Genomic DNA, 20690 nt, shown 5'->3' with positions numbered 1-20690 from the left:
GCAAGGTCGACGTGCTGGGATTTCCGAACGCCAAGATGTGGCTGGCCTCCAAGACGTTGCTCGAGGTAGGTGCTGCGGGGCGAATCGTGCTGTTGAGCCGAGGTTTGCGTCTCCAACCGGAAATCGCCGACGAGTTCTTCGACACCAACATTTCGGCGGAGCATGCTGCGCTGATCATGAAGTTCTGCGAACGGCCGCCCAAGGGTATGCCGCTCGAAGCGTTGGATGACTGCCGAAATGCTTTGCTGTTCGCCGCAACCGGTCCGACCGCCAACACGGATGCGGTGCGCGCCGTGATCGCCAGACTGGAACGCGCCTTCGAATCCGACGATCCGCCGCCCAGTGAAGACACCGAACTCAACGAGTTCCACGCCTCCAAGACGCTCAACGGCCGCGTCGCCGTTAAAGGCGACCTGGATGCCGTTACCGGCGAAATGCTGCTCTCGGCGCTGTCGGGACTGTCCAAGCCGAGGCCCGCGCAGGACGGCACCAAAGACAGTCGCACGCCCGGGCAGCGACGGGCGGACGGGTTCACTGAACTCCTTCGCCGCTACCTCGACTCCGGGATCGCCGGCGAAGAAGGCGGCGAACGACCACACGTCTCGCTCCACGTGAACGTCAATGATCTCGCCGACCACACCGACTGCAGTGCACGAGCACAGCAGGATGCCGCTTCGTCCGACGACTCGCTTTTCGCCGTCGATGGAGTGGCGTGGACGGAGTGGATGGGGCCGCTGAGTCTCAGGGCGGCCCGGCTCCTCAGCTGCGATTCGATTTATACGCCGATCGTGCTCGACGAGAACGGGGCGCCACTCGATCTCGGTATTTCCACTCGGACCGTCACGAAGAGGCAGCGAAAAGCGTTGGTGGCGAGGGATCGAGGATGCGCATTTCCCGGGTGTGGTGCGCCGCCGTCGTGGTGCGAAGGTCACCACATCATTCACTGGTCCGCAGGCGGGCCGTCCGACATGGGCAACCTGGTGCTGCTCTGCGGATTCCACCACCGCTTGCTGCATCACAGCGACTGGGAGATAGAGATGGGCGTCGACCGGCACCCCACGTTCATCCCACCGCGGCAGGTCGACTGGGAACGGAAGCCACTGCCGGCGCACAACCGGGCCCGGCCCCGAGCATCCTGACCACGCGACACAGCGCACCACGCCGACTCTGCAACAGGATGATTCCTGTTGCCGAGCCGGCATGTCGTCGTGCCCGGAGTCCGGCGGGTGTCACCGAACCGTCGTGCCCATCGCCTGCGCAAGACCGTTGCGATCGGCGACGTCGAGCTTGATGCACGCACGGTAGATATGACCCTCCACTGTCCGCACAGACACGAACAACCGATCGGCGATCTGGCGGTTCGACAATCCGGCCGCAACCATCGACCCCACTTCCCGTTCACGACTCGTGAGGGGGAGTGGATGGGCCGCCTCCACCAGCGCGGGTGACGACATGTGATCGCATCGTGCCGACAGGGCTTCGGCCGCGGCAGCGCACTCGATCGAACGCCGCTTATCGCCGGCATTCGTGAACGCGATCGCCGCCCGAGCGTAAGCGTCAGCGGCATCCGGCAAGGCACCGATCCTCTCGAACTCGGCTGCTGCCGAAGCCACACCGCATCCGTTTACTGCCGCGACTGCCGCCGCATGCCGCGCAACGATGTCGACATATTCGCCGTCGCAGATGTCGGCCAACTCTGCGAGACGAGTGGCGGTAGTGGTGTCGCCGAACCGGGTGGCAAGGTGAAGCGCGACCGCCTCGATGCCGAATTGCCCTGATTTACAAGCGCACTCTGCCGCCGACCGAGATAGGTCGACGGCCCGCGAGGTTTCTCCTCGTGCTGCGGCGAGCCACGCCTGCGACATCATCAGTTGGGGCCCGAACACGGCAACGTGCCGGCCGTTCCGAGCCTGCGCCGCGGTGATGATCCCGTCAGCCTCGTGAATGCGACCGAGTTCCGAGTACGCCTGACCGAGGACGATGTAGGCGGGGAAACTCCACGAGATCGCATCGGCGGTATCGCCGACGTTGAGGGCGGCGATCGCCTGTTCGAGTCGACCCGCGGCGTCGGTGAACCGACCGCGGGCAAGTTCCACGGTTCCCACCAGGATGTTCGCGAGTCCCCACGCAACGTAGCGGCCGCTGGACGCCAACGAGAGGTATTCCTCGGCCCGGCGCTGCGCCGCGGCGAACTGTCCGGTGAGGGTCAACGCGAGGATCTCGCCGTGCGCGGCCGGGAACCTCAGCAACCCGTCGATCTGATCGGCCACCGCAGCGCTGCGTGCCGCCAGTTCCGGCACTTGGCCGCCGCGTCCCATGAGTGCCAGGGACAACCCGCCACCGAAGTACGCCCACTCGATCGCCCAGGGCAGTACTCGGTCGGCGGCCAGAATCGCCTTCGCCGCCGCTGCTGCTTCCTCGGGCCGATTCTCGAACACCGCGCACACCGAGCCGATGCCCTCGATGATCGGAACGAGACTGGGATGCGTGACCTTCTCGCGGAGAACCGCGAGGACCTCGTCGGCCTTCTCCGACTCGCCGCTCGCCCAGAACAGGTTTGCGATCCGCGATGTACCCCAGCGCACCAGTTGCACCTGGTCCAGGCTGTCGGGTGAAAAAGACAGCAGCAACGATTCCGCCTCGGTGGCGTGGCCCTGCCACAGCAGTGCTCGGGCCAGGAGGTCGGCGGCCTCGAAGGTCCCGGTCTGGTCGAGCGCCGCGCGCGCGAGCCGTTCCCCCAGAGGGACATTCGCCAAACCGATCGCATCCTCCGCGGCGTTCACCAACAGACCGGGTTCGGCCGACCGATCGCTGTCGAGAGCCAGCTCTGCCAGGCGAATCCGATTCGAAGATCCGACCACGGCCCGGCTGCTCAGGGCCTCCACGAGCCGTCCGCGTAGTCGCCGCCCTGCTGCGCGCCCCACCCGTCGTCGAATCACCTCACCGAACAGCGGATGCGTGTAACGGACGTCGAGGCGGTGTCCATCCTCGACGATTCTGACGAGGCCGCGTCGCTCGGCCTCCTCCACCGCGTCGTCACCGGCCAGCTGCCCGAGGATGTCCAGATCGAGCGGCTCGCAGAAAGTGAGGAGCTGCAATGCCCGCAACACGTCGTGCGGGATCTGATCGATCCGGTGCTCCAACAGGGAAGCGAGTTCGGACGTGATGGCGGCACGCCCCCGCAACTGCCAGACGCCACCGGAGCGTCGCAGCGTCCCCGCTTCGAGGGCGCCCTCCACCAGATGCCGGACGAACAACGCGTTCCCGCCGGACGCCTCCCAAATCATGTCCGCGCTCAGCCCCTCGAGCGGGCAGTCCAACACGGATTCGATCAACTCGATGCTCTGTTCTCGGCTGAACGGCGCCAGTTCGAGCCGCAGGAGGTGACCGTCCTTCCACAACGACGTGATCGCGTCGGGTACGGTCTCGCCGTTGCGGACGGTGGCGACGATGTGCACGGCCCTGTCGAGGGCAAGCTGATGAAGGAATGTCGCCGAGAGCTGATCGAGGAGGTGCGCGTCGTCGACACCGATCACCACATCACGACTGTGGCCATCGTCGAGGAGCGCCTGCCGCGCCGCCGACAGAAAGGCGACTGGATCCCGGGAGGTGGACGCGCCGACCAGATGCGCGAACACACCCAGCGGGATGCTCCGAGCCGATTCGGTGCCCGCCACCCATTTCACCTCACGTGGCAACGACTCGGTGGCGAACCGCGCGAGGGTGGTCTTGCCGACGCCGGGATCGCCCGTGAGGACGACACCGCATCCCCCGGACCGAGTCGTGAGCGACGCGGTGATCGCGTCGAACTCGACTTGCCGCTGAATCAGAGGCCACGTCGGACCCATGCATTGATTCTAAGTTTCTCGCGGCACGGGGGACAGCACCGTGACGAGTATTGGGCGCGAGTTATCCAGCGAAGCAGTGCAATACAACCTTGGAGCCGCTTTAGGCTGCAGTACTCCTGAGATGTCGATGGATTGAATAGTGCGACACGGGCACGAGTTCGGTTTCGAGATCGACCGAAGGCGTGTCCGCACGATCGGGTAGGACGCTACTCGCGAGATTAGCCGACATCCCGGCCACGCTGAATGGGTACTGCGGAAAGTTATTGCGTCGAACTACAGGAGCATGTCATGACCGCGCGGCCGGAACCCTTCTTCAGTTGGACGGCGAGACGAGTCGAACTCCATGAATCCGAGTCCGCTGTCCTGGTGTTGGACGAAGTCGTGCCGGTGGGAGCGTGCACGGCACGACTGATCGCCACTCGCGACGAGGACACCGACATCGACTACCTTGCACTGATCGTCGGCGACGTGGCCGACGGACATGACATCGCGGTTCGCGGCGTCGACGAGGAGGCCCTCCTCATCGAGGGCAGCCGATCCGAATCCTCTCCGGAGATCCTGATCGGGTTGCGGGCCGCACAGTGCATCTGCGGTTGCTCCGATGCTCGGCACGTGGACAGCCAGCTGAGCCTGGACGGTCCGATCCGGACGATGATCGCATCGATCGGAGTGAGGTCCGTCGTCGTCGACTGGTACCACGTGATCTCTGCGGTCGCATGAACCTAACTACTCACCCCGACAGCCCGGCCCGACACAAATTCGGGTAGCGCGCCACTCGCGGAATTCGGGAGCCCACACCGGAGAGTGAGGGAGTCCCACGAGCGTCACCGGCGATCGAAAACTGAAGGTAATTAGACACATTGACGCGACGACGAGCGCGCCGCGATCCATAGTAAAGGACGAAACAGTGATATTTCCACAAGATTCCGACCGTGACGGCGACGGGCCCGTCGCCGATTCGCGGGCCGAGACGACGGGCCGTCAGGTCGTGGTGTTCACGGACGACGGGAGGCGAGCGGGTCCCACAGCACTCTTACGGTCCCTCACCGGCGTCTCGACCGTAACAAGAAGTAGCGAGTTCGATTCGTCGGCAATGGATCTCGAACTGGCGGGAGTGTCCGACGCGGTTCTATTCGACGAACTCGGAATTGCAGTGGTGACCGCGGACCCAGACCAGTTGGCCGCACTCCGCACGGCAGCCGCCTCGCCCGACGTCGCGGTCCTCTCGGTCGAACCCGAGTTGGTCCACTATGCGCTGGACAGTGAAGACACCGTCGTAGACATCGCACCGCCTGAGAACGGTGCAGTCGCGGCAGAAGACACCGAGCACTTCCTGGATACGCCGGAGTTCACGTGGGGACTGCAGGCGACGCGCACCACGACGTCGGCGTGCAGTGGGCGCGGTGTCAGGATCGCCGTCCTCGACACCGGATTCGACCTTATCCACCCGGATTTCCACGGTCGCACCATCACGGCCCAGTCGTTCGTTCCGGGCGCAGCACCCCAGGACGGGCACGGACACGGCACGCATTGCATCGGAACGGCCTGCGGTCCGGCGGCAGCGGCCGGCACCCGCCGATACGGAGTGGCTCACGGAGCCGACATCTTCGTCGGGAAGGTTCTGTCGGATCAGGGGCGTGGCGTGGACGGTGGGATCCTCGCAGGCATCGAGTGGGCCATCGCCAACGGTTGTCAGATCGTCTCGATGTCGCTCGGTGCCGAGGTCGCGACGGTGTCGGTCGCCTACGAGACGGTGGGGCAGCGGGCGCTGGCGGCCGGAGCGTTGATCGTGGCCGCGGCCGGCAACAACGCGAACAGGACCGCCGGACGCCCGGGACTGGTCGGCGTACCCGCCAACAGTCCGTCGATCATGGCCGTCGCTGCCGTCGACCCCGATCTCGGGCTGGCCAATTTCTCTGCTGCGAGCAACCCCGTCGCCGGTGGTCAGATCGACGTGGCAGGACCTGGCGTGCGGGTGTTCTCGTCGGTGCCGATGCCCGTGCGGTACGGCTCGAAGAACGGAACAAGTATGGCCACCCCGCACGTCGCGGGTATCGCTGCCCTGTGGTGCGAGACGACCGGGCGCACCGGCCGCGATCTGTGGTCCCTGCTCACCCAGCATTCCAGGCGGCTCAGGTTGCCGTCACTCGATGTCGGCGCCGGGCTGATCCAGGCATCCGGATAGAAGGGCTCGACGTATCGTGCCGGGCATTGTCGGAATCAGTGTCACGGTGGACGCCGACCACGTCGAGGACATCGACGTGGTCGGCGTCGCGCTGGCCGAGGAGGGCATGCGGATCGACGCGGTGCACCGCACGATCGGAATCATTTCCGGTTCCGTCCCCGCGAGCCGACTCGCAGCCCTCGAAGCAGTCCCGGGCGTCCTGGCCATCGAACTGGAGCAGCATGTCGATATCCGCCGCGGCGGCCCTGAACCGGGGTAGGCGACGACCTCAGAGGCGGATGCTCCGCGCGATCACACCCAGGAATTCGGCGATCTCGGACCCGACGTTCAGGAACGTCTCCTCGTCCTTGCCGATCGGATCGGAAATGTCCTCCGGCGTCCCGTCCGACTTGTGCTGAGGACGGGCCGACGCCAGGTCGGCGACGGTCTTGGCGTCCGACACCTCGGCCAGTCGGGCGGCCTCCTTCAGGGTGAACGTCTTCTTCAACTGCTCGGGAGCCAAGGCCAGAACCTTGTCACGGTGGCTCTCGGTCATCGTCAGAACCAGATCGGCGTCCACCGCGAGATCGGCGGTGAGAAGTCGGGCAGTGAACCTACCGGGGTCGCCGCCGAGACCTTCGAGGACCTGCGCGGCGGTGGGCTCCATCGCCTCACCGACCACGGCCTCGGTACCTGCGCTTTCGGCAGTCAGATCGGTGATCCCGAGCTCCTCGGCGTATGCCACTGCGAGGCGCTCAGCCGTTGGGGAGCGACAGACGTTTCCGGTGCAGACGAAGAGAACATGCATGGGCGAAGCATAGGGTCTCGCCTCGCACCGTTCGTACACGCACTGTTGGCTTCGAACATCAGTCGGGTAAATATCGCGCTCACCTGCGCTGGTTATCAAGGGTGCATGCGCTGCACCGTGTTTGGAACCGGATACCTGGGAGCCACCCACGCCGCCTGTATGGCGGAACTGGGCCATGAGGTCCTGGGCGTCGACATCGATCCCGGGAAAGTGGCGAAACTCTCGTCCGGGGAGGTCCCGTTCTACGAGCCCGGGCTGGGGGAGGTTCTGCGCCGGAACATCGACGCCGGCCGACTGCACTTCACCACGTCGTACAGCGAGGCCGCCGAGTTCGCGGACCTCCACTTTCTCGGTGTCGGTACCCCGCAGAAGAAGGGGGAGTATGCCGCGGACCTGCGGCACGTGCACTCGGTGATCGACACCCTCGCCCCGCTGCTCGATCGTCCCGCCGTCATCGTCGGCAAGTCGACCGTTCCCGTCGGGACGGCGGCGGAGCTGGGTGCGCGGGCCCGGGCGCTCGCGCCGGCGGGTGACGCCGTGGAGGTGGCGTGGAATCCGGAATTCCTGCGGGAGGGCTTCGCCGTCGAGGACACCCTGCACCCCGACCGGATGGTGCTGGGTGTGGACCGGCAACGCCCCGGACGCGCGGAGGCCGAGTTGCGCGAACTGTATGCCCGCCTGCTCGGTGAGGACATTCCGTTCCTGGTCACCGACCTCGCCACCGCGGAACTGGTGAAGGTCTCGGCCAACGCGTTCCTCGCCACCAAGATCTCGTTTATCAACGCCATCTCCGAGGTGTGCGAGGCCACCGGCGCCGATGTCACCCAGCTTGCCGACGCCCTGGGATACGACGCGCGGATCGGCCGGCGATTCCTCAACGCCGGTCTCGGCTTCGGCGGCGGCTGCCTGCCCAAGGACATCCGCGCGTTCATGGCGCGGGCGGGTGAGCTGGGGGCGAACCAGGCCCTGCACTTTCTCCGGGAGGTCGACAGCATCAACATGCGGCGCCGCACCCGGATGGTGGAGTTGGCGGCGCAGGTGTGCGGAGGTTCGCTGCTCGGCGCCAACGTCGCCGTGCTCGGCGCGGCCTTCAAACCCGAATCCGACGACGTCCGCGACTCGCCGGCACTCAACGTCGCGGGAATGATGCAGTTGCACGGGGCGGTGGTCAGCGTCTACGACCCGAAAGCCCTGGACAACTCACGCAGACTGTTCCCGACGCTGAACTATGCGACGTCGGCGGTCGAGGCATGTGACAACGCCGACGCGGTGCTGCTGCTCACCGAGTGGGCGGAGTTCGCGGCCCTGAAACCGGAGGATCTGAACGACGTGGTCCGGGCCCGGGTGATGGTCGACGGCCGCAACTGTCTCGACGCCGCGGACTGGCGCACCGCAGGGTGGGTCTATCGAGGTCTCGGGAGGGGTAGCGCCCTCGGATAACGGTTTGTGACCTTGCGGCTACCTGCGATAACGGGTTGACGATCTCCGCTCCCGGCAACATCGCGGGCGGTAGCGTCAGCCTCAATCGCAACGGAGGGCTGGCGATGTCGAAGGCACGTCACGGATCCCGACTCGCATTCCTCGCTGCCGTTGTCAGTATCTGTGCACTCGGGGTCGCCCCGGCTCAGGCGGCGGAAGTACCGACCCTGCCGGGGCCGGCGCAATCCGACGCCGGCGCGGCCATCTCGTTCGCGAAACACCATCCGCATTCGGCGCCGCCCGGGACCAACGATTTCTCGTGCCGCCCCGGTCCCGCGCACCCCCACCCCGTGATCCTCGTACACGGCAGCGACGGCAGTGCCTATTCCAACTGGGCCGGGTTGAGCCCGAAACTGAAGTCCGCCGGCTACTGCGTGTTCGCCCTGAACTACGGACGGAAACCGGGCACCGAACACTTCGGGATGCAGACGATGACCGAGGGAGCGGCCGAACTCGAGGTGTTCGTCGACGATGTCCTGGCCGTAACCGGTGCGGAAAAGGTCGACCTGGTCGGGCACTCGCAGGGCGCGACGGTGGCCCGGTACTACATCAACAGGCTCGGCGGGTCCTCGAAGGTGAACCGCTGGGTCGGTCTCGCGTCACCGTCCTACGGTGGAACGTTCTTCGGGATCGCGACGGCTCTGCAGACGCTGCCCGGTGGCAACGAGTTGATAGTGGGGATCGGTTCGGAGGCCCTCGCCGAGCAGGTGCAGGGATCGCCGTTCCTCACCGCCCTCAACGCCGGCGGCGACACCGTCCCCGGCGTCGAATACACCACGATCGGGACGCGGTACGACGAGGTGATCCAGCCGTACACCAACGTCGCGCTGCACGATCCCGGTGCAACCAACATCCTCGTCCAGGACCTGTGCCCGCTCGATCAGACCGGACATTTCAACCTGCCCTACGACGCGTTCTCGCAGCAATTGGTTCTCAACACGCTCGATCCTGCACACGCGATCGTGCCGCCGTGCACGTTCGTGCCGCTGGGCACGGGCATCGCGGGAGTGATCATCGCGAGCAACTTCTGAGTTGCCTCTCGCCGAACGGTTGCTCGGTTGCTCCGTCGGACCGCTTCGCTAGACTGCGGGCCATGGAGTGGGGGGATTCCGGATCGAACCCGTGCACAGTCGAGTTAGGCGGCCCATGAGTTCGGTTCTAGGTGTGTCGGTCGGTGCGAGCGCGGTGCGCTTGGCACGACCCGACTCCGTGAACCGTGACGACGCCGGGAGCCGGCTCGTCCCCGATTTCCGGGCCCAGGTCGTCGCCGCGGGGCGGGACCTTCCGGAGGAACTCGCCGCCGAATCGATCGGCGTCGTCCTCGCCGGGGCACCCGACGCCGGGCAGGTCCACGCCACCGGGGTCGCCTACCGCGACGAAGCCCAGGCAGGCGCCGTTCAGGCGGCGATGGCCCGGCAGCAACTCGTCAACTACCAACTCGTCACCGAAGCGTCGGCGGCACTGAAGTTCCTCGACGTCTCGGGCGCCCTCGGCGACCATGCGACGCTCGTGTTCTACGACCTGGGCAGCTCCGGGCTCACCGTGAGCGTCGTCGACCGGGCGACGGGGGAGGTGGTGGAGACGGTCCGCACCGACACGGTGAGCGGAGACGTCTTCGACCGGCTGATCCGCGACAACCAGTTGGAGAACAAGCGGATCGAGGAGCCCGGCGGCGCGGCCGCCGGCCTCGCGCTCGACCTCCGCTGTCGTGAGGCGAAGGAGCGGCTGTCCACCGGCGGCGCCGTCGCGGTGCCCGGTGACGGCGGGCTGCTGTTGCTGTCTCGCGACGTCTTCGACGCGCTGATCGGTGTCACCGTCGAATCCTCGGCACGCCTCGCCCGCGACGTCGTCACGAGGTCGGGACGAACCGCCGACGCCGTGGTGCTCATCGGCGGCGGTGCCCGCATTCCCCTCGTCCGGTCGGTGCTGCAGTCGTGGCTCGGGTTGCCGGTCGTGGTTCCCGATCACCCCGAACTCGTTGCGGCACAGGGTGCTGCGCTGCTCGCCCAGCAGGTGGTGCAGCCACCCGCCGAGGTCGCCAGGGTCCTCCCGCCGCCATACACGCCGCAGTCCGCACCGGACGCAGTCGTATCCACCTACCAGGCTCCGAGCGCGACCGTCGCACGCACCGGTGCGCCGTCGAGTACTCCGTCCTGGCTGAGCGCCGCCGCACCGCCGCCGAGTCAGCAGGTGGCCAAGCCCCAGATCCGGGGGGCCGCACTGGCGGGCAGCGCACTCGCCGTGGTCGCGGTGATCGGTCTCGGGCTCGGGTACGGCAAGAACCTGCTGGCCCGCACCGAGGGCTCGTCTCAGCCGGTGACCACGCAACTCACCACCGAGTCGCCGGTCATGACCCAGGTGGCCACGCCGTCGCCGACGACGCCCCCGACGCCTCCGACGTCCGAGGCCGTCGAAGCGCCGATCCAGACGGCGTCGCAGATCCGGATTCCCGAGCCGGCGCCCGCACCGCCGCCCCCACCGCCCGCGCCGTTGTTCCCCGGTCTGCCGCAGATCCAGTTGCCGCCGCTCCAACTACCCGAACTTCCCAGGTTCCCCGGAACGTAGTCGCCGCCGTTCTCCGGGCCTACGATGGGAACGGTTCCGGCGTAGAGAGGATGTGTGCAGTGACTGCAAATCCGGCGGAGTTCCACAGCACTCCCAACGTTCCCAGGCCCTCGGCGGCCGCGCCGGCAGACACGCGCCGGCTCGTCGCCTACTCCAAGCCGATCCTGAAGATGTTCCCGCCCACCAGCGAGCACGCGGCCAAAGTGACGATGCTGACCGTCTACGCGCTGATGATCATCGCCATCATCTTCATCGTCCTCCGGGAGTTCGGCGTCTTCAGCTAGCGGACGCCGCGCTACTTGGAATGGCGGCCACCGCGTGACGGCTTGATCGCGGGCACCCCGCCGGAGGGACCCGCGCCGATCGGACGTGCCAACATCACCGCGATCGCGGTGGTCAGCGGAACCGACAGTGCCAGGGCGATGCCACCGACCGCCGAACGCACGATCTCGATGGCCACGGCATCACTGAGCAGCACGTCCTGGATCGACCGCCCCGCCACACTGAACAGCAACAGCAACGGCAACGCCCCGCCGGCATACGCGAGGACGAGGGTGTAGACGGTGCTGGCGATGTGATCGCGACCGACGCGCATCGCTGAACCGAAGATCTGCCGCCGGGACGCGTCGCGGTCCAGCGACGCCAGTTCGAACGCGGACGCCGCCTGCGTGATGGTGACGTCGTTGAGCACACCCAGCGAGCCGATGATGAAGCCGGCGAGCAGGAGTCCCGTGATGCTGACGTGCTGTATGTACGTCTGGACGTTGGTGTTCTGCTCCTCGGAAAGCCCAGTGAGACGAGTCATCTCGATGGTGGCGTAGGAGAGGATCGCCGCCACCAGCATCGACGCGAGAGTGCCCAGCAACGCGGAACTCGTTCGCAGGGAGACACCGTGCGCGAGATACAGCACGGCATACAGGATCACGGCGCCGGAGACGAGGGCCACCGGGATCGCGGGTTGTCCGTCCAGCAGGGCCGGGAGCGTGAACAGGACGAGCACGCCGAACGAGACGACAATGCCGACGAGTGCCCGGAATCCGCGCCACCGCGCGACCGCGATCACGACGACGGCGAACGCGAGGGCAATGAGGGTGACGGGCAGGCCGCGGGCATAGTCCTCGAACGAATACTCCGTGGTGCCGTTCACGTCCGTCTGACGGGACAGCCGGATGTTCTCGCCCACCCGGAGGTCGGGCTGCCCGGGGCCGGGAATGATTTCGAGGAGCGTCTGGGTGCCGGTATTGGGACCGGACTCGATGTCGACGATGCTGCGCTGGCACTCGTACGCGCCCGCGGGCGGCGGCAACGGGGTGCCGGTGAAGACGCGTCCGGCCGACGGACTTCCGCAGTCGCCGATGTTCTGCATCGTGACCGTGCCCGACTCCGTGACGACCGCACCGCCCTGGGCGCTCTGGAAGGGCTGTTCGACGTCGACGCCTGGCTTGCCGGGCCACAACGCGATAACGCCGATGAGCACCGCGACGCCGATGGCGACGAGGAGTCCGACGACCACCTTGGCGGCCACGGGCCCCATCGGGGCCGGTCCGTCGCTGTGGCCGTGGCCATGTCCGTGTCCGTGGAATTCGCTCATCGGCCGCATCGCGTCGGCTGCTGGGGGGATTGTCTCGGCACGCACGACAGGGTAGTCGGACGGTGACCGGAGACGCTGTGACGGAAGTGGCGTGCGATGACCAGTGTTGCCACGCTGTCCGGCTCGTATTGCTCTCGTGTCGCTTATATGTCGCCGGTGTGATTAGATATCGAAGCATGGCACGCAGCAGCTAATCTGCAGCGAACGCCGAACTCCACGCAGGGTGGTCCGGAACTCCGAACGAGGGGTGTGTTCCGCGGACGCAGAGCCGCTGCGTGGAGAGATTTGCCGAGCTGGGTGGCGGGGTACAGGGGGGGGTGACCCCGCCACCAACCTGGCGCCCACAGGGGGGGAGGGGCGACAGGTGCTCGAGGCACTCGAGGTGCCGGTTGCCAATGTACCGACACGGTAGGGGTATTCGTCAACCGGGCAGGTGAAATCGCCCACATGTCGTGACCTCGTACCCCGACGGCCTAGGATTATGGCCGTTCGGAGGTGTTCCAGTGCGAATCTCGCGGCAGTCGCGATCCAGCAACCATCTTCGCCGGATCGTGGCGGAGATGGGTATTCCCGTGCCCTGGAACAGGGATCAGCTCGTCGCCGGCGTCGCGGCCCGTCGTGGGCGCCCGATTCACCTGGTCCCCGTCTCGCACGCCCTGGTCCAGGGCGGTCATTCCGGCCTCTGGCTCGCACGGGCCGAGGACGACCTGATCCTGTACGCAGCGGGGACATCGGACGTGCACGCCACCCACATCATCTGCCACGAACTGGCGCACATGGAGCTCGGCCACGACCGCGACACGATCGGGGACACCTCCGTCGACTCGACGGTGTTGTCGGCGGCAGCGCCGACCGTCGACACCGCGCGCGTGGTCCACATGCTCGGCCGGTCCAACTATTCGAACGACCAGGAATACGAGGCGGAGCTTCTCGCCACCCTGATCATGGCGGGTCGTCGAGCGGGGACGAGCGACGACACCGTCGGTGACGCACGGGTGTCGCGGATGCTCGGAACGTTCTGACGCCGTGTACGAACCGCCCACCTATGTGAGCTGGCCGCTCCTCGCCGTCGTCTGGGGAACGACTCTCCTGCGCCTGGTTCTCGTCCGGTCGACGGTCGCCGAACGCCGGATGAACGCCGCCCTCGTCTTCGCGTCCCTCTCCCTGGTCCTGCAGCGATCACTGGCACAGACCTGGCTCGACCGCTGGTACGGGTACGGGTTCGCGAACACCCTCAGCAACGTCTGCATCATCCTCACCGCGGCGTCGCTGATCAGCCTGTTCTCCGCGTGGGCGCTCGGCCCGGCGCGCCTTCCCCGCATCCACGTCGTCTCGCTGTCGATGTGTGCCGTCGCGGGAGCGATCCTCATCGGCCTGAGCACACCGGCGCGATCGCGCGGCGTCGCCATCGCCGACGAGGGTGGCTGGCCCTTCACGGCGTACTGCATCACCTACGCGGTTCCGATCCTGTCCGTCGCCCTGCTCAACCTCTGGATCTCGCTGAAGGCCGTGCGCACCGCGACACCCGGACGCGAGCGCCGGGTGTTTCTCGCGGTCATCGCCCTGTCGTTGTTCGAGGTGTTCGACATGGGGGTCGTCGTGACGACCGGCGTGGTCAACGCGGTCAGCGAAGACAACGCCCTGACCGAATCGCACAGCGACTCGGGGGCGTTCATCCGCCTGCTCGTCGTGTCGGCGGGCGCGCTCATCTCGGTCGGACCGGTGGCGCGGGTGCTCGGTCACCGGCGGCGGTCGCGGCAGGTGGCCCGGCGTCTGCAACCGATGTGGCGGACCCTGACCGCCGCTGTGCCCGAAGTGGTCCTGGAACTGCGACCGGCGGATCGCCGGGCACTGTCGGCCCGTAGCCGCCTGGACCGCATGAGCGTCGAGATTCGCGACGCGATCATGATCCTCGACCGGCACGTGGTGTTCGAACTCGGCGGGCATACCGGCGCCGCACCACCCGTGGTCACGGCGACGCGGCTGCACCTCGCGTGCCTGGCCCGCAGGGCCGGTCACCGGGCGCACGGCACGGGCGGGACGGCCCACCTGTTCACGACCGACGTCGGCGGCGAACCGTGGGAGTTGGCCCGGCTGGCCGATCACTGGCGGGACGCCGAGCACGTGGCGGCCGAACTGTGGGCGCGTCGCCTCCCTCAGTTCGGCGGCCCCGCCGACCCGTCGGCGCGCGTCCCCGCTCAGGTCTGACGGCGGTCCGGCGTCGCGACCGGCAGCGGTCCGCGACTCCGCCGCAGATTCTCCAGAAGGGGAATCAGCGATTCCATCTCCGCGGTGGTCGGCTCCGCGGACGCATCGAGCGATCGCATCGACAGGTGCCGGACACCGGCCTCGCGGACCGCGATCTTGAAACGGACCAGCGTGTCGTAGTCGTGGTAGCCGTCGGCGGCGAGGTACTGCTCGGGGGCGTGGAAGTGCTGCGCGACCGCCCGCAGGACGTCGGGCTCGGGCGCGTGGTGATCGTTCCTGCGCAGGGACTCGATCTCGGACGGCTCGACGGGCCGGCCGAGTATCCGCGACACACCCGCGGCGACGGTGTCTTCGCCCGGTTCGGGACCGTCGAGATCGTGAGCCAGCGAGAAGAGGCGGTTGACCCGCACCGACAGTGGCACGCCGTTCATGCGTTCACCTCCGCGTCTCCGCTGCGTTCGGGATCCTCGGTGGCCACGAGTTTCACCGCGTCCTCCCATCGCCGCCAGAAGCGTTCCCGGGTGGCGGCGTCGAGGCCGTCTCCCCGGCCGTAGAGGAAGCGGCGATACCGTGCTTCCTCCAGTTCACGCGGGTCGGTGACCGTGGACGGTTCCTCCAGCAGGTGGCCGAATGCGAATTCGACCAGCGGCTGGCGCGGCCCGGCGGGTCCTCCGTTGACTTCCAGCAACCGCGTCACGTACGCGCCGGTGATCTTCGAGACAACCCGGCTCAGTTCCCCCGCTGCCTCGGCCAGCCCCGGAACGTCGGGATGCGCCGCGCTCAGCTTGGTGATCTGGGTATGCGGCCCCAGGATCTCGATGATCGTGTCCAGATCCAGCGGAATCTCCGACGGCCCGAGCGTCAGCGGGCGCGCGGTCGGCGACCGGTCCTCCCCGTCGAGCGCCTCGAGCGGGGTCGGATGACCGCCGTCGAGGGTGCGAGCCGCGCTGCCCGGAGCCCAGCGGAGCGCGACGTCCAGTTTGCGGAGGGTCTCGATGCTCGGATCCGGGCCGGTCCCGTTCTCGGCACGCGTCTGAGCTGCGTCGGACGGGCCACCCGCGGCCGTGACCTCGTCCTGTGTGAGGTTCAGCAAACGCCGTCGCCGGTGGACGAATTGTCCGAAACGCGCGCGGGTGCTGGTGACCATGCTTTTCCCCCAGGAGACACGCAAGCGACGCGCGTGTCGCTTGCTGTGTCTCGATCCTACTGCTTGTAGCTGGTGAGGAAATTTCCGAACCGCTCGATGGCGACAGCGAGATCACGCGCCCACGGCAACGTCACGATGCGGAGATGGTCGTGGTCCGGCCAGTTGAAGCCGGTGCCCTGCACCATCAGGATCTTCTCCTGCAGTAGAAGGTCCTGGACCAGTTTCTCGTCGTCGTAGATCTCGTACACGTTCGGGTCGAGGCGCGGGAATGCGTACAGCGCGCCCTTCGGCTTCACGCAGGAGACACCGGGAATCATGTTGAGGCGTTCCCAGGCCACATCGCGCTGCTCGAGCAGTCGCCCACCCGGCAGAATCAGGTCTTCGATGCTCTGGTGCCCACCGAGCGCCACCTGGATGGCGTGCTGACCGGGCACGTTCGGGCACAGACGCGTCGACGCGAGCAGGTCGAGTCCCTCGAGGAAACCCGCGGCGTGTTCCTTCGGGCCCGTGATGGCCACCCAACCGGACCGGTAGCCGGCGACGCGGTACGCCTTCGACAAGCCGTTGAACGTCAGGCACAGCAGGTCCGGGGCCAGCGTGGCGAGTGAGATGTGCTTGGCGTCGTCGTAGAGGATCTTGTCGTAGATTTCGTCCGCGAGAAGCAGCAGCTGATGCTTGCGCGCCAGGTCGACGAGCTGCTGCAGCACCTCCATCGAGTACACCGCACCCGTCGGATTGTTCGGGTTGATGACCAGCAACGCCTTGGTCTTGTCGGTGATCTTCGACTCGATGTCCGCGATGTCGGGGTTCCAGTCGTTGCCCTCGTCGCACAGGTAGTGCACCGGGGTGCCGCCGGCCAGGCTCGTCATGGCCGTCCACAGCGGGTAGTCCGGTGCCGGGATCAGCACCTCGTCGCCGTTGTCGAGGAGCGCCTGCATCGTCATCGTGATGAGCTCGGACACACCGTTACCCAGGTAGATGTCGTCGACGTCGAGTTCGGGGAATCCGGCGACCAGCTCGTAGCGGGTGACGATCGCGCGCCGTGCCGACAGGATGCCCTTGGACTCGGAATACCCCTGCGCGTACGGGAGCGCGGCGATCATGTCGCGCATGATCACGTCCGGCGCGTCGAAACCGAACGGTGCGGGGTTGCCGATGTTGAGCTTGAGGATCCGGTGGCCTTCCGCCTCCAGCCGGGCGGCGTGGGCATGTACCGGTCCACGAATCTCGTAGAGCACGTTCTGAAGCTTGGTGGACTGCTCCAGCTTGCGGTGCGGCATGCGGTGATGGCCGTGGTCTGGGTTGCTCACGAGCGTCATTCTCCCACTCCCGGGCAACCCGATTTCTACTGGTGGGTATCAGACCGCCGTCGCGTCGTCGAAACACCCCGCCCGCGCAGGTGCCCGTCGTACCCTCGATAGGGGGTCGGATCCGTCTCGCATTCACCGCGCCCGGAGGGAATGACGCACATGTCAGCACCGGTATCCCGTCGCCCCGGACCCGTCGACATCGCGCACCACAGCCATCTCGTCGGGGTGTTCGCGCCGCAACGGGAGGAGGTGGACGTCCGGGATCTCGAGGTGATCGGCGAACTACCCGCCGATCTTCACGGCGCCTATCTGCGCAACGGTCCCAACCCGCGGTTCGACCCGATCGGCACGTACGTCTACCCGCTCGACGGCGACGGCATGGTCCACCGAATCGAAGTCGCCGACGGTGCCGCCCGGTACACCAACCGCTTCGTCCGAACCCCGATGGTGCAGGCGGAGGAGAAGGCCGGGCACGTCATCTGGCCCGGCGTCACCGACGCCTACACGCCGACCGAGGACGAGGTGGGGCCCGAACTGGCGGGCACGTCACGCGAGTTGCCCGACATCAACATCGTCCGGCACGGCGGACGGCTGCTCGCGATGGCCGAGACCACGCTGCCGTTCCGCCTCGACCCCGCCGACCTGAGCACGCTGGGGCGGGAGAACTGTGACGGCGCCATGGGTGTGGGGAGCACCGCGCACCCCAAGATCGACCCGGTCACCGGACAGATGGTGCTGTTCAACTACATGCTGGAGGCCCCGTACCTGACGTGGTCGGTGGTCAACCCCGACGGCTCGGTCGCGCGGACACCGACGACGGTCGAGGGCGCGGACACCCCGCTGATGATCCATGACATGGCACTCACCGAGCGCTACATCGTTCTGATGCTGTGCCCGCTGGTCTTCGACATCGCCGCCGTGCTGACCGGCGGGTCCGTGCTGGACTGGCGGCCCGAGGACGGCACGAGGATCGCGCTGGTGCCCCGCGACGGCGGGCCGGTCCGGTGGACGACGCACGACGCCTACTGGGTGTGGCATTTCGCGAACGCCTTCGATCTGCCGGACGGCAGGGTGAGCGTCGACTACGTGGAGTGGACGTATCCCGGTGGGTTCGCGAAGGCCCCGTCGCCGTCGCTCGGCTCGTTGGTCCGCGCCGTCGTCGACCCCGACAGCGGACGGGTGACGCGAGAGGTGGTGTGCGACCGCGACGTCGAGTTCCCGCGGGTGGACGACCGCGAGCTCACCCGAGGGCACCGCACGGTGGCGACCGTCGGCAAACTCGACCGCAGCCAGGGACGGCAGGATTCGCTGTGGTTCTTCGACACGGCCCGCGGCACCGAGGCGCACTGGGATCCGGGGAGCGTGTCGGTGGGTGAGCCGATCTTCATGCCCGGCGCCGAGCACGAGTACTGGGGAATGATCGGGACCGACCGACGCGACATGTCGTCCTGGTTCTTCGTGCTGCCCGCCGACGACCCCGGGGCGGGGCCGATCGGGAAGGTGCGGCTGCCGATCCGGGTTCCGGCGGGCCTTCACGGCGCGTGGCTGCCTGCGGAGTAGCGGACGGCGGAATATCCTCGGCGGATGACCTCTGCGCCTTACGGTTCCTGGCCCTCTCCGATCGCGGCGGCGGATCTCGCCTCCAGCGGCCACCCCGTCGAGGGCGGCCGGTACGTGGGCGACGACGTGTGGTGGTCGGAACTGCGACCCAGCGAAGGTGGCCGGGTCGCGGTGCGGCGCCTCGGTCTGGACGACGAACCGGAAGACGTTCTGCCCGCGCCGTGGAACGCCCGCACCCGCGTTCACGAGTACGGCGGCGGCGCCTGGACCGTCACCGACGCCGGCCGCCTGGTGTTCGCCGAGTTCAGCGATCAGCGTCTGTACCTGCTCGAAGGCGGGACACCGGTGCCGCTGACACCGGAGCCGCCGCAGCCCTGCTCGCTGCGGTACGGCGACCTGTCGGTGGTCGACGGCGAGGTGTGGGCCGTCCGCGAGAGGCACGACACGGACGGCCGCGTCTCCCGCGACATCTGCGTGATTCCCCTGGACGGGTCGGCGGCGAACGATCCACACCGGGTGCGGTCCGTCGTCGCCGGCTCCGACTTCCTGGCCAATCCGCGGCTGTCCCCGGACCGCAGGCACCTCGCCTGGATCGCGTGGGACCACCCGCAGATGCCGTGGGACGGCACCGAGCTCAGGGTCGTGGCGGTCGAGGGCGGCCGCGTGACCGGGAAGGTGCGGACACTTCTCGGCGGTCCCGAGGAATCGGTGCTGCAACCGGAATGGGTCGGGCCCACCGACCTGTACACGATCAGCGACCGCAGCGGCTGGTGGAATCTCTACCGCGTCGGCATCGACGATCCCGACCCGGTCGCGTTGTGCCCGATGGACGCCGACTTCGGCGGCGCGCTGTGGATGCTCGGCGGCCGCTGGCACACCCGCCGCGACGACGGCACACTCCTGACCGTGCGGACATTCGGCACCGACACCCTCGCCGTCCTCGATCCCGCGACCGGTTCGCTCATGGACATCCCGCTGGACGGGGTCACCAGCGTCGGCCTCGGGGACCGCAACGGCAACCGGATCCTGCTGCTCACCGGCGGCGCCCAGACCCCGTCGGGCCTGCGCGAACTCGACCTCGACACCGGTGCACTCCGCACCGTCCGGCTGTCGGTCACCGAACTTCCCGAGGCGGCATATCTCCCCGAGGCCCGGCAGCTGACGTTCCAGGGCGCCGAACGCGAAGTCCACGTGATCGCCTACCCGCCGCGTCACCCGCGGTACCGGGGCGAGGACGGGGAGTTGCCGCCGTATGTGGCGTTCGTGCACGGCGGACCGACGTCGCGGGTCGCGCCTTCGCTGAATCCGGTCTTCGCGTTCTTCACCAGCCGCGGTATCGGCGTCGTCGACGTGAACTACGGCGGTTCCACGGGATACGGTCGCGAGTACCGCAACCGGTTGCGGGGACAGTGGGGGGTCGTCGACGTGGAGGACGTGGTCACGGCGGTGACCGGCCTCGCCGAGGCGGGCATGGCGGACCCCGGCCGGCTCGCGATCGAGGGCGGATCCGCCGGCGGGTGGACCGTGCTCGCGGCGCTGACCACCTCGGACGTGTTCGCGTGCGGTGCGTCCTACTTCGGGGTGGCCGAACTCGACGGGTTCGTGAAGGAGACACACGATTTCGAGTCCCGGTACATCGACGGGCTGATCGGCCCGCTGCCCGAGGCGGCCGACCTCTACGCCGAACGTGCACCACTGAACAACGTTGCCGGACTGAACTGCCCGGTTCTTCTCCTGCAGGGACTCGACGATCCGATCGTGCCGCCGTCGCAGGCGGAACGGTTCCGGGATGCGCTCGTGGAGAAGGGCATCCCGCACGCCTACCTCGAGTACGAGGGGGAGTCGCACGGATTCCGGAAGCTGGCCACCCTGATCAGCTCGCGTAACGCCGAACTGTCCTTCTACGGCCAGGTACTGGGATTCGAGCCACCGGACATTCCGCGACTCGAACTCTGGCGGCCGCCCAACGGCTGACCGTCCACCCGGAATCCAAACGGTGTGATGCACAAA

The 20690-nt window shown here is 67.4% G+C and carries 18 protein-coding genes; 12 read left to right on the top strand and 6 right to left on the bottom strand.

Annotation, left to right across the window (positions count from 1 at the left end):
• On the top strand, window positions 1–1139 hold a 1139-nt coding region (locus ACNJ7E_RS07790), incomplete at its 5' end, for an HNH endonuclease signature motif containing protein (RefSeq protein WP_418339526.1).
• A 90-nt stretch (window positions 1140–1229) separates the two neighbouring features.
• Here the strand turns inward: ACNJ7E_RS07790 and ACNJ7E_RS07785 are convergent.
• Window positions 1230–3848 carry a helix-turn-helix transcriptional regulator gene (locus ACNJ7E_RS07785; RefSeq protein ID WP_418339525.1) on the bottom strand — a complete coding sequence of 873 codons (2619 nt, stop codon included), beginning with the start codon at window positions 3846–3848 and terminating at the stop codon, window positions 1230–1232.
• Between the two features lie 288 nt (window positions 3849–4136).
• Here ACNJ7E_RS07785 and ACNJ7E_RS07780 point away from each other — a divergent pair, with 288 nt between their 5' ends.
• The 3 genes from ACNJ7E_RS07780 (at window position 4137) to ACNJ7E_RS07770 (ending at window position 6292) form a co-directional block, all read left to right on the top strand.
• Window positions 4137–4568, top strand: coding sequence for a hypothetical protein (locus ACNJ7E_RS07780; RefSeq protein ID WP_418339524.1), 432 nt, complete (start codon window positions 4137–4139; stop codon window positions 4566–4568).
• A 187-nt stretch (window positions 4569–4755) separates the two neighbouring features.
• Window positions 4756–6033: a S8 family serine peptidase gene (locus ACNJ7E_RS07775; protein WP_418339523.1), complete on the top strand. Its 1278-nt coding sequence runs from the start codon at window positions 4756–4758 to the stop codon at window positions 6031–6033.
• Window positions 6034–6049: 16 nt separating this feature from the next.
• Window positions 6050–6292: a hypothetical protein gene (locus ACNJ7E_RS07770; protein WP_418339522.1), complete on the top strand. Its 243-nt coding sequence runs from the start codon at window positions 6050–6052 to the stop codon at window positions 6290–6292.
• A gap of 9 nt (window positions 6293–6301) precedes the next feature.
• Here the strand turns inward: ACNJ7E_RS07770 and ACNJ7E_RS07765 are convergent, their stop codons facing one another.
• Window positions 6302–6820 (bottom strand): arsenate reductase/protein-tyrosine-phosphatase family protein, encoded by a 519-nt coding sequence (locus ACNJ7E_RS07765; protein WP_418339521.1) that lies wholly within the window; start codon window positions 6818–6820, stop codon window positions 6302–6304.
• 105 nt (window positions 6821–6925) lie between these two features.
• Here ACNJ7E_RS07765 and ACNJ7E_RS07760 point away from each other — a divergent pair, with 105 nt between their 5' ends.
• The 4 genes from ACNJ7E_RS07760 (at window position 6926) to ACNJ7E_RS07745 (ending at window position 11148) form a co-directional block, all read left to right on the top strand.
• Complete coding sequence (locus tag ACNJ7E_RS07760) at window positions 6926–8260, top strand: UDP-glucose dehydrogenase family protein (RefSeq protein WP_418339520.1); 1335 nt, start codon at window positions 6926–6928, stop codon at window positions 8258–8260.
• A gap of 104 nt (window positions 8261–8364) precedes the next feature.
• Complete coding sequence (locus ACNJ7E_RS07755) at window positions 8365–9330, top strand: esterase/lipase family protein (protein ID WP_418339519.1); 966 nt, start codon at window positions 8365–8367, stop codon at window positions 9328–9330.
• A 115-nt stretch (window positions 9331–9445) separates the two neighbouring features.
• On the top strand, window positions 9446–10864 hold the full coding sequence (locus ACNJ7E_RS07750) for a DUF7159 family protein (protein ID WP_280780821.1): 1419 nt from the start codon (window positions 9446–9448) through the stop codon (window positions 10862–10864).
• 59 nt (window positions 10865–10923) lie between these two features.
• Window positions 10924–11148: a hypothetical protein gene (locus ACNJ7E_RS07745; RefSeq protein WP_268791258.1), complete on the top strand. Its 225-nt coding sequence runs from the start codon at window positions 10924–10926 to the stop codon at window positions 11146–11148.
• An 11-nt stretch (window positions 11149–11159) separates the two neighbouring features.
• Here the strand turns inward: ACNJ7E_RS07745 and ACNJ7E_RS07740 are convergent, their stop codons facing one another.
• A complete protein-coding gene (locus ACNJ7E_RS07740) occupies window positions 11160–12455 on the bottom strand; it encodes a YibE/F family protein (protein ID WP_268791257.1) in 1296 nt (431 codons plus the stop codon).
• A 560-nt stretch (window positions 12456–13015) separates the two neighbouring features.
• Between ACNJ7E_RS07740 and ACNJ7E_RS07735 the strand changes: the two genes are divergently transcribed.
• Window positions 13016–13477, top strand: coding sequence for a hypothetical protein (locus ACNJ7E_RS07735; RefSeq protein ID WP_268791256.1), 462 nt, complete (start codon window positions 13016–13018; stop codon window positions 13475–13477).
• 4 nt (window positions 13478–13481) lie between these two features.
• Window positions 13482–14663 carry an MAB_1171c family putative transporter gene (locus ACNJ7E_RS07730; protein WP_418339518.1) on the top strand — a complete coding sequence of 394 codons (1182 nt, stop codon included), beginning with the start codon at window positions 13482–13484 and terminating at the stop codon, window positions 14661–14663.
• Here ACNJ7E_RS07730 and ACNJ7E_RS07725 read toward each other — a convergent pair.
• From ACNJ7E_RS07725 to ACNJ7E_RS07715, 3 genes are read right to left on the bottom strand one after another with little or no spacing between them, the layout of a single operon-like run.
• Window positions 14654–15094: a hypothetical protein gene (locus ACNJ7E_RS07725; RefSeq protein WP_418339517.1), complete on the bottom strand. Its 441-nt coding sequence runs from the start codon at window positions 15092–15094 to the stop codon at window positions 14654–14656. The two genes, ACNJ7E_RS07730 and ACNJ7E_RS07725, sit on opposite strands and share 10 nt — an antisense overlap.
• Window positions 15091–15810, bottom strand: a complete 720-nt coding sequence (locus ACNJ7E_RS07720; RefSeq protein ID WP_268791253.1) for a helix-turn-helix domain-containing protein — start codon at window positions 15808–15810, stop codon at window positions 15091–15093. The genes ACNJ7E_RS07725 and ACNJ7E_RS07720 overlap by 4 nt, the downstream gene beginning before the upstream one ends.
• 56 nt (window positions 15811–15866) lie before the next feature.
• The gene (locus ACNJ7E_RS07715) at window positions 15867–17129 is read right to left on the bottom strand and encodes a pyridoxal phosphate-dependent aminotransferase (protein ID WP_005238257.1); all 1263 of its coding nucleotides are present in this window, start codon (window positions 17127–17129) and stop codon (window positions 15867–15869) included.
• A 150-nt stretch (window positions 17130–17279) separates the two neighbouring features.
• On the opposite strand from ACNJ7E_RS07715, the gene ACNJ7E_RS07710 reads away from it, so the two are divergent.
• On the top strand, window positions 17280–18680 hold the full coding sequence (locus tag ACNJ7E_RS07710; protein WP_418339516.1) for a carotenoid oxygenase family protein: 1401 nt from the start codon (window positions 17280–17282) through the stop codon (window positions 18678–18680).
• A gap of 24 nt (window positions 18681–18704) precedes the next feature.
• Window positions 18705–20654, top strand: coding sequence for a S9 family peptidase (locus ACNJ7E_RS07705; protein WP_280780828.1), 1950 nt, complete (start codon window positions 18705–18707; stop codon window positions 20652–20654).
• The last annotated feature ends 36 nt before the right edge of the window (window positions 20655–20690 follow it).

The organism is Rhodococcus mengyinensis (assembly GCF_048381435.1).
In the GTDB taxonomy this organism is placed as follows: domain Bacteria; phylum Actinomycetota; class Actinomycetes; order Mycobacteriales; family Mycobacteriaceae; genus Rhodococcus_F; species Rhodococcus_F opacus_D.
The sequence above is the reverse complement of the archived record's forward strand: the minus strand, read 5'-3'. Positions and strand labels throughout refer to the sequence as shown.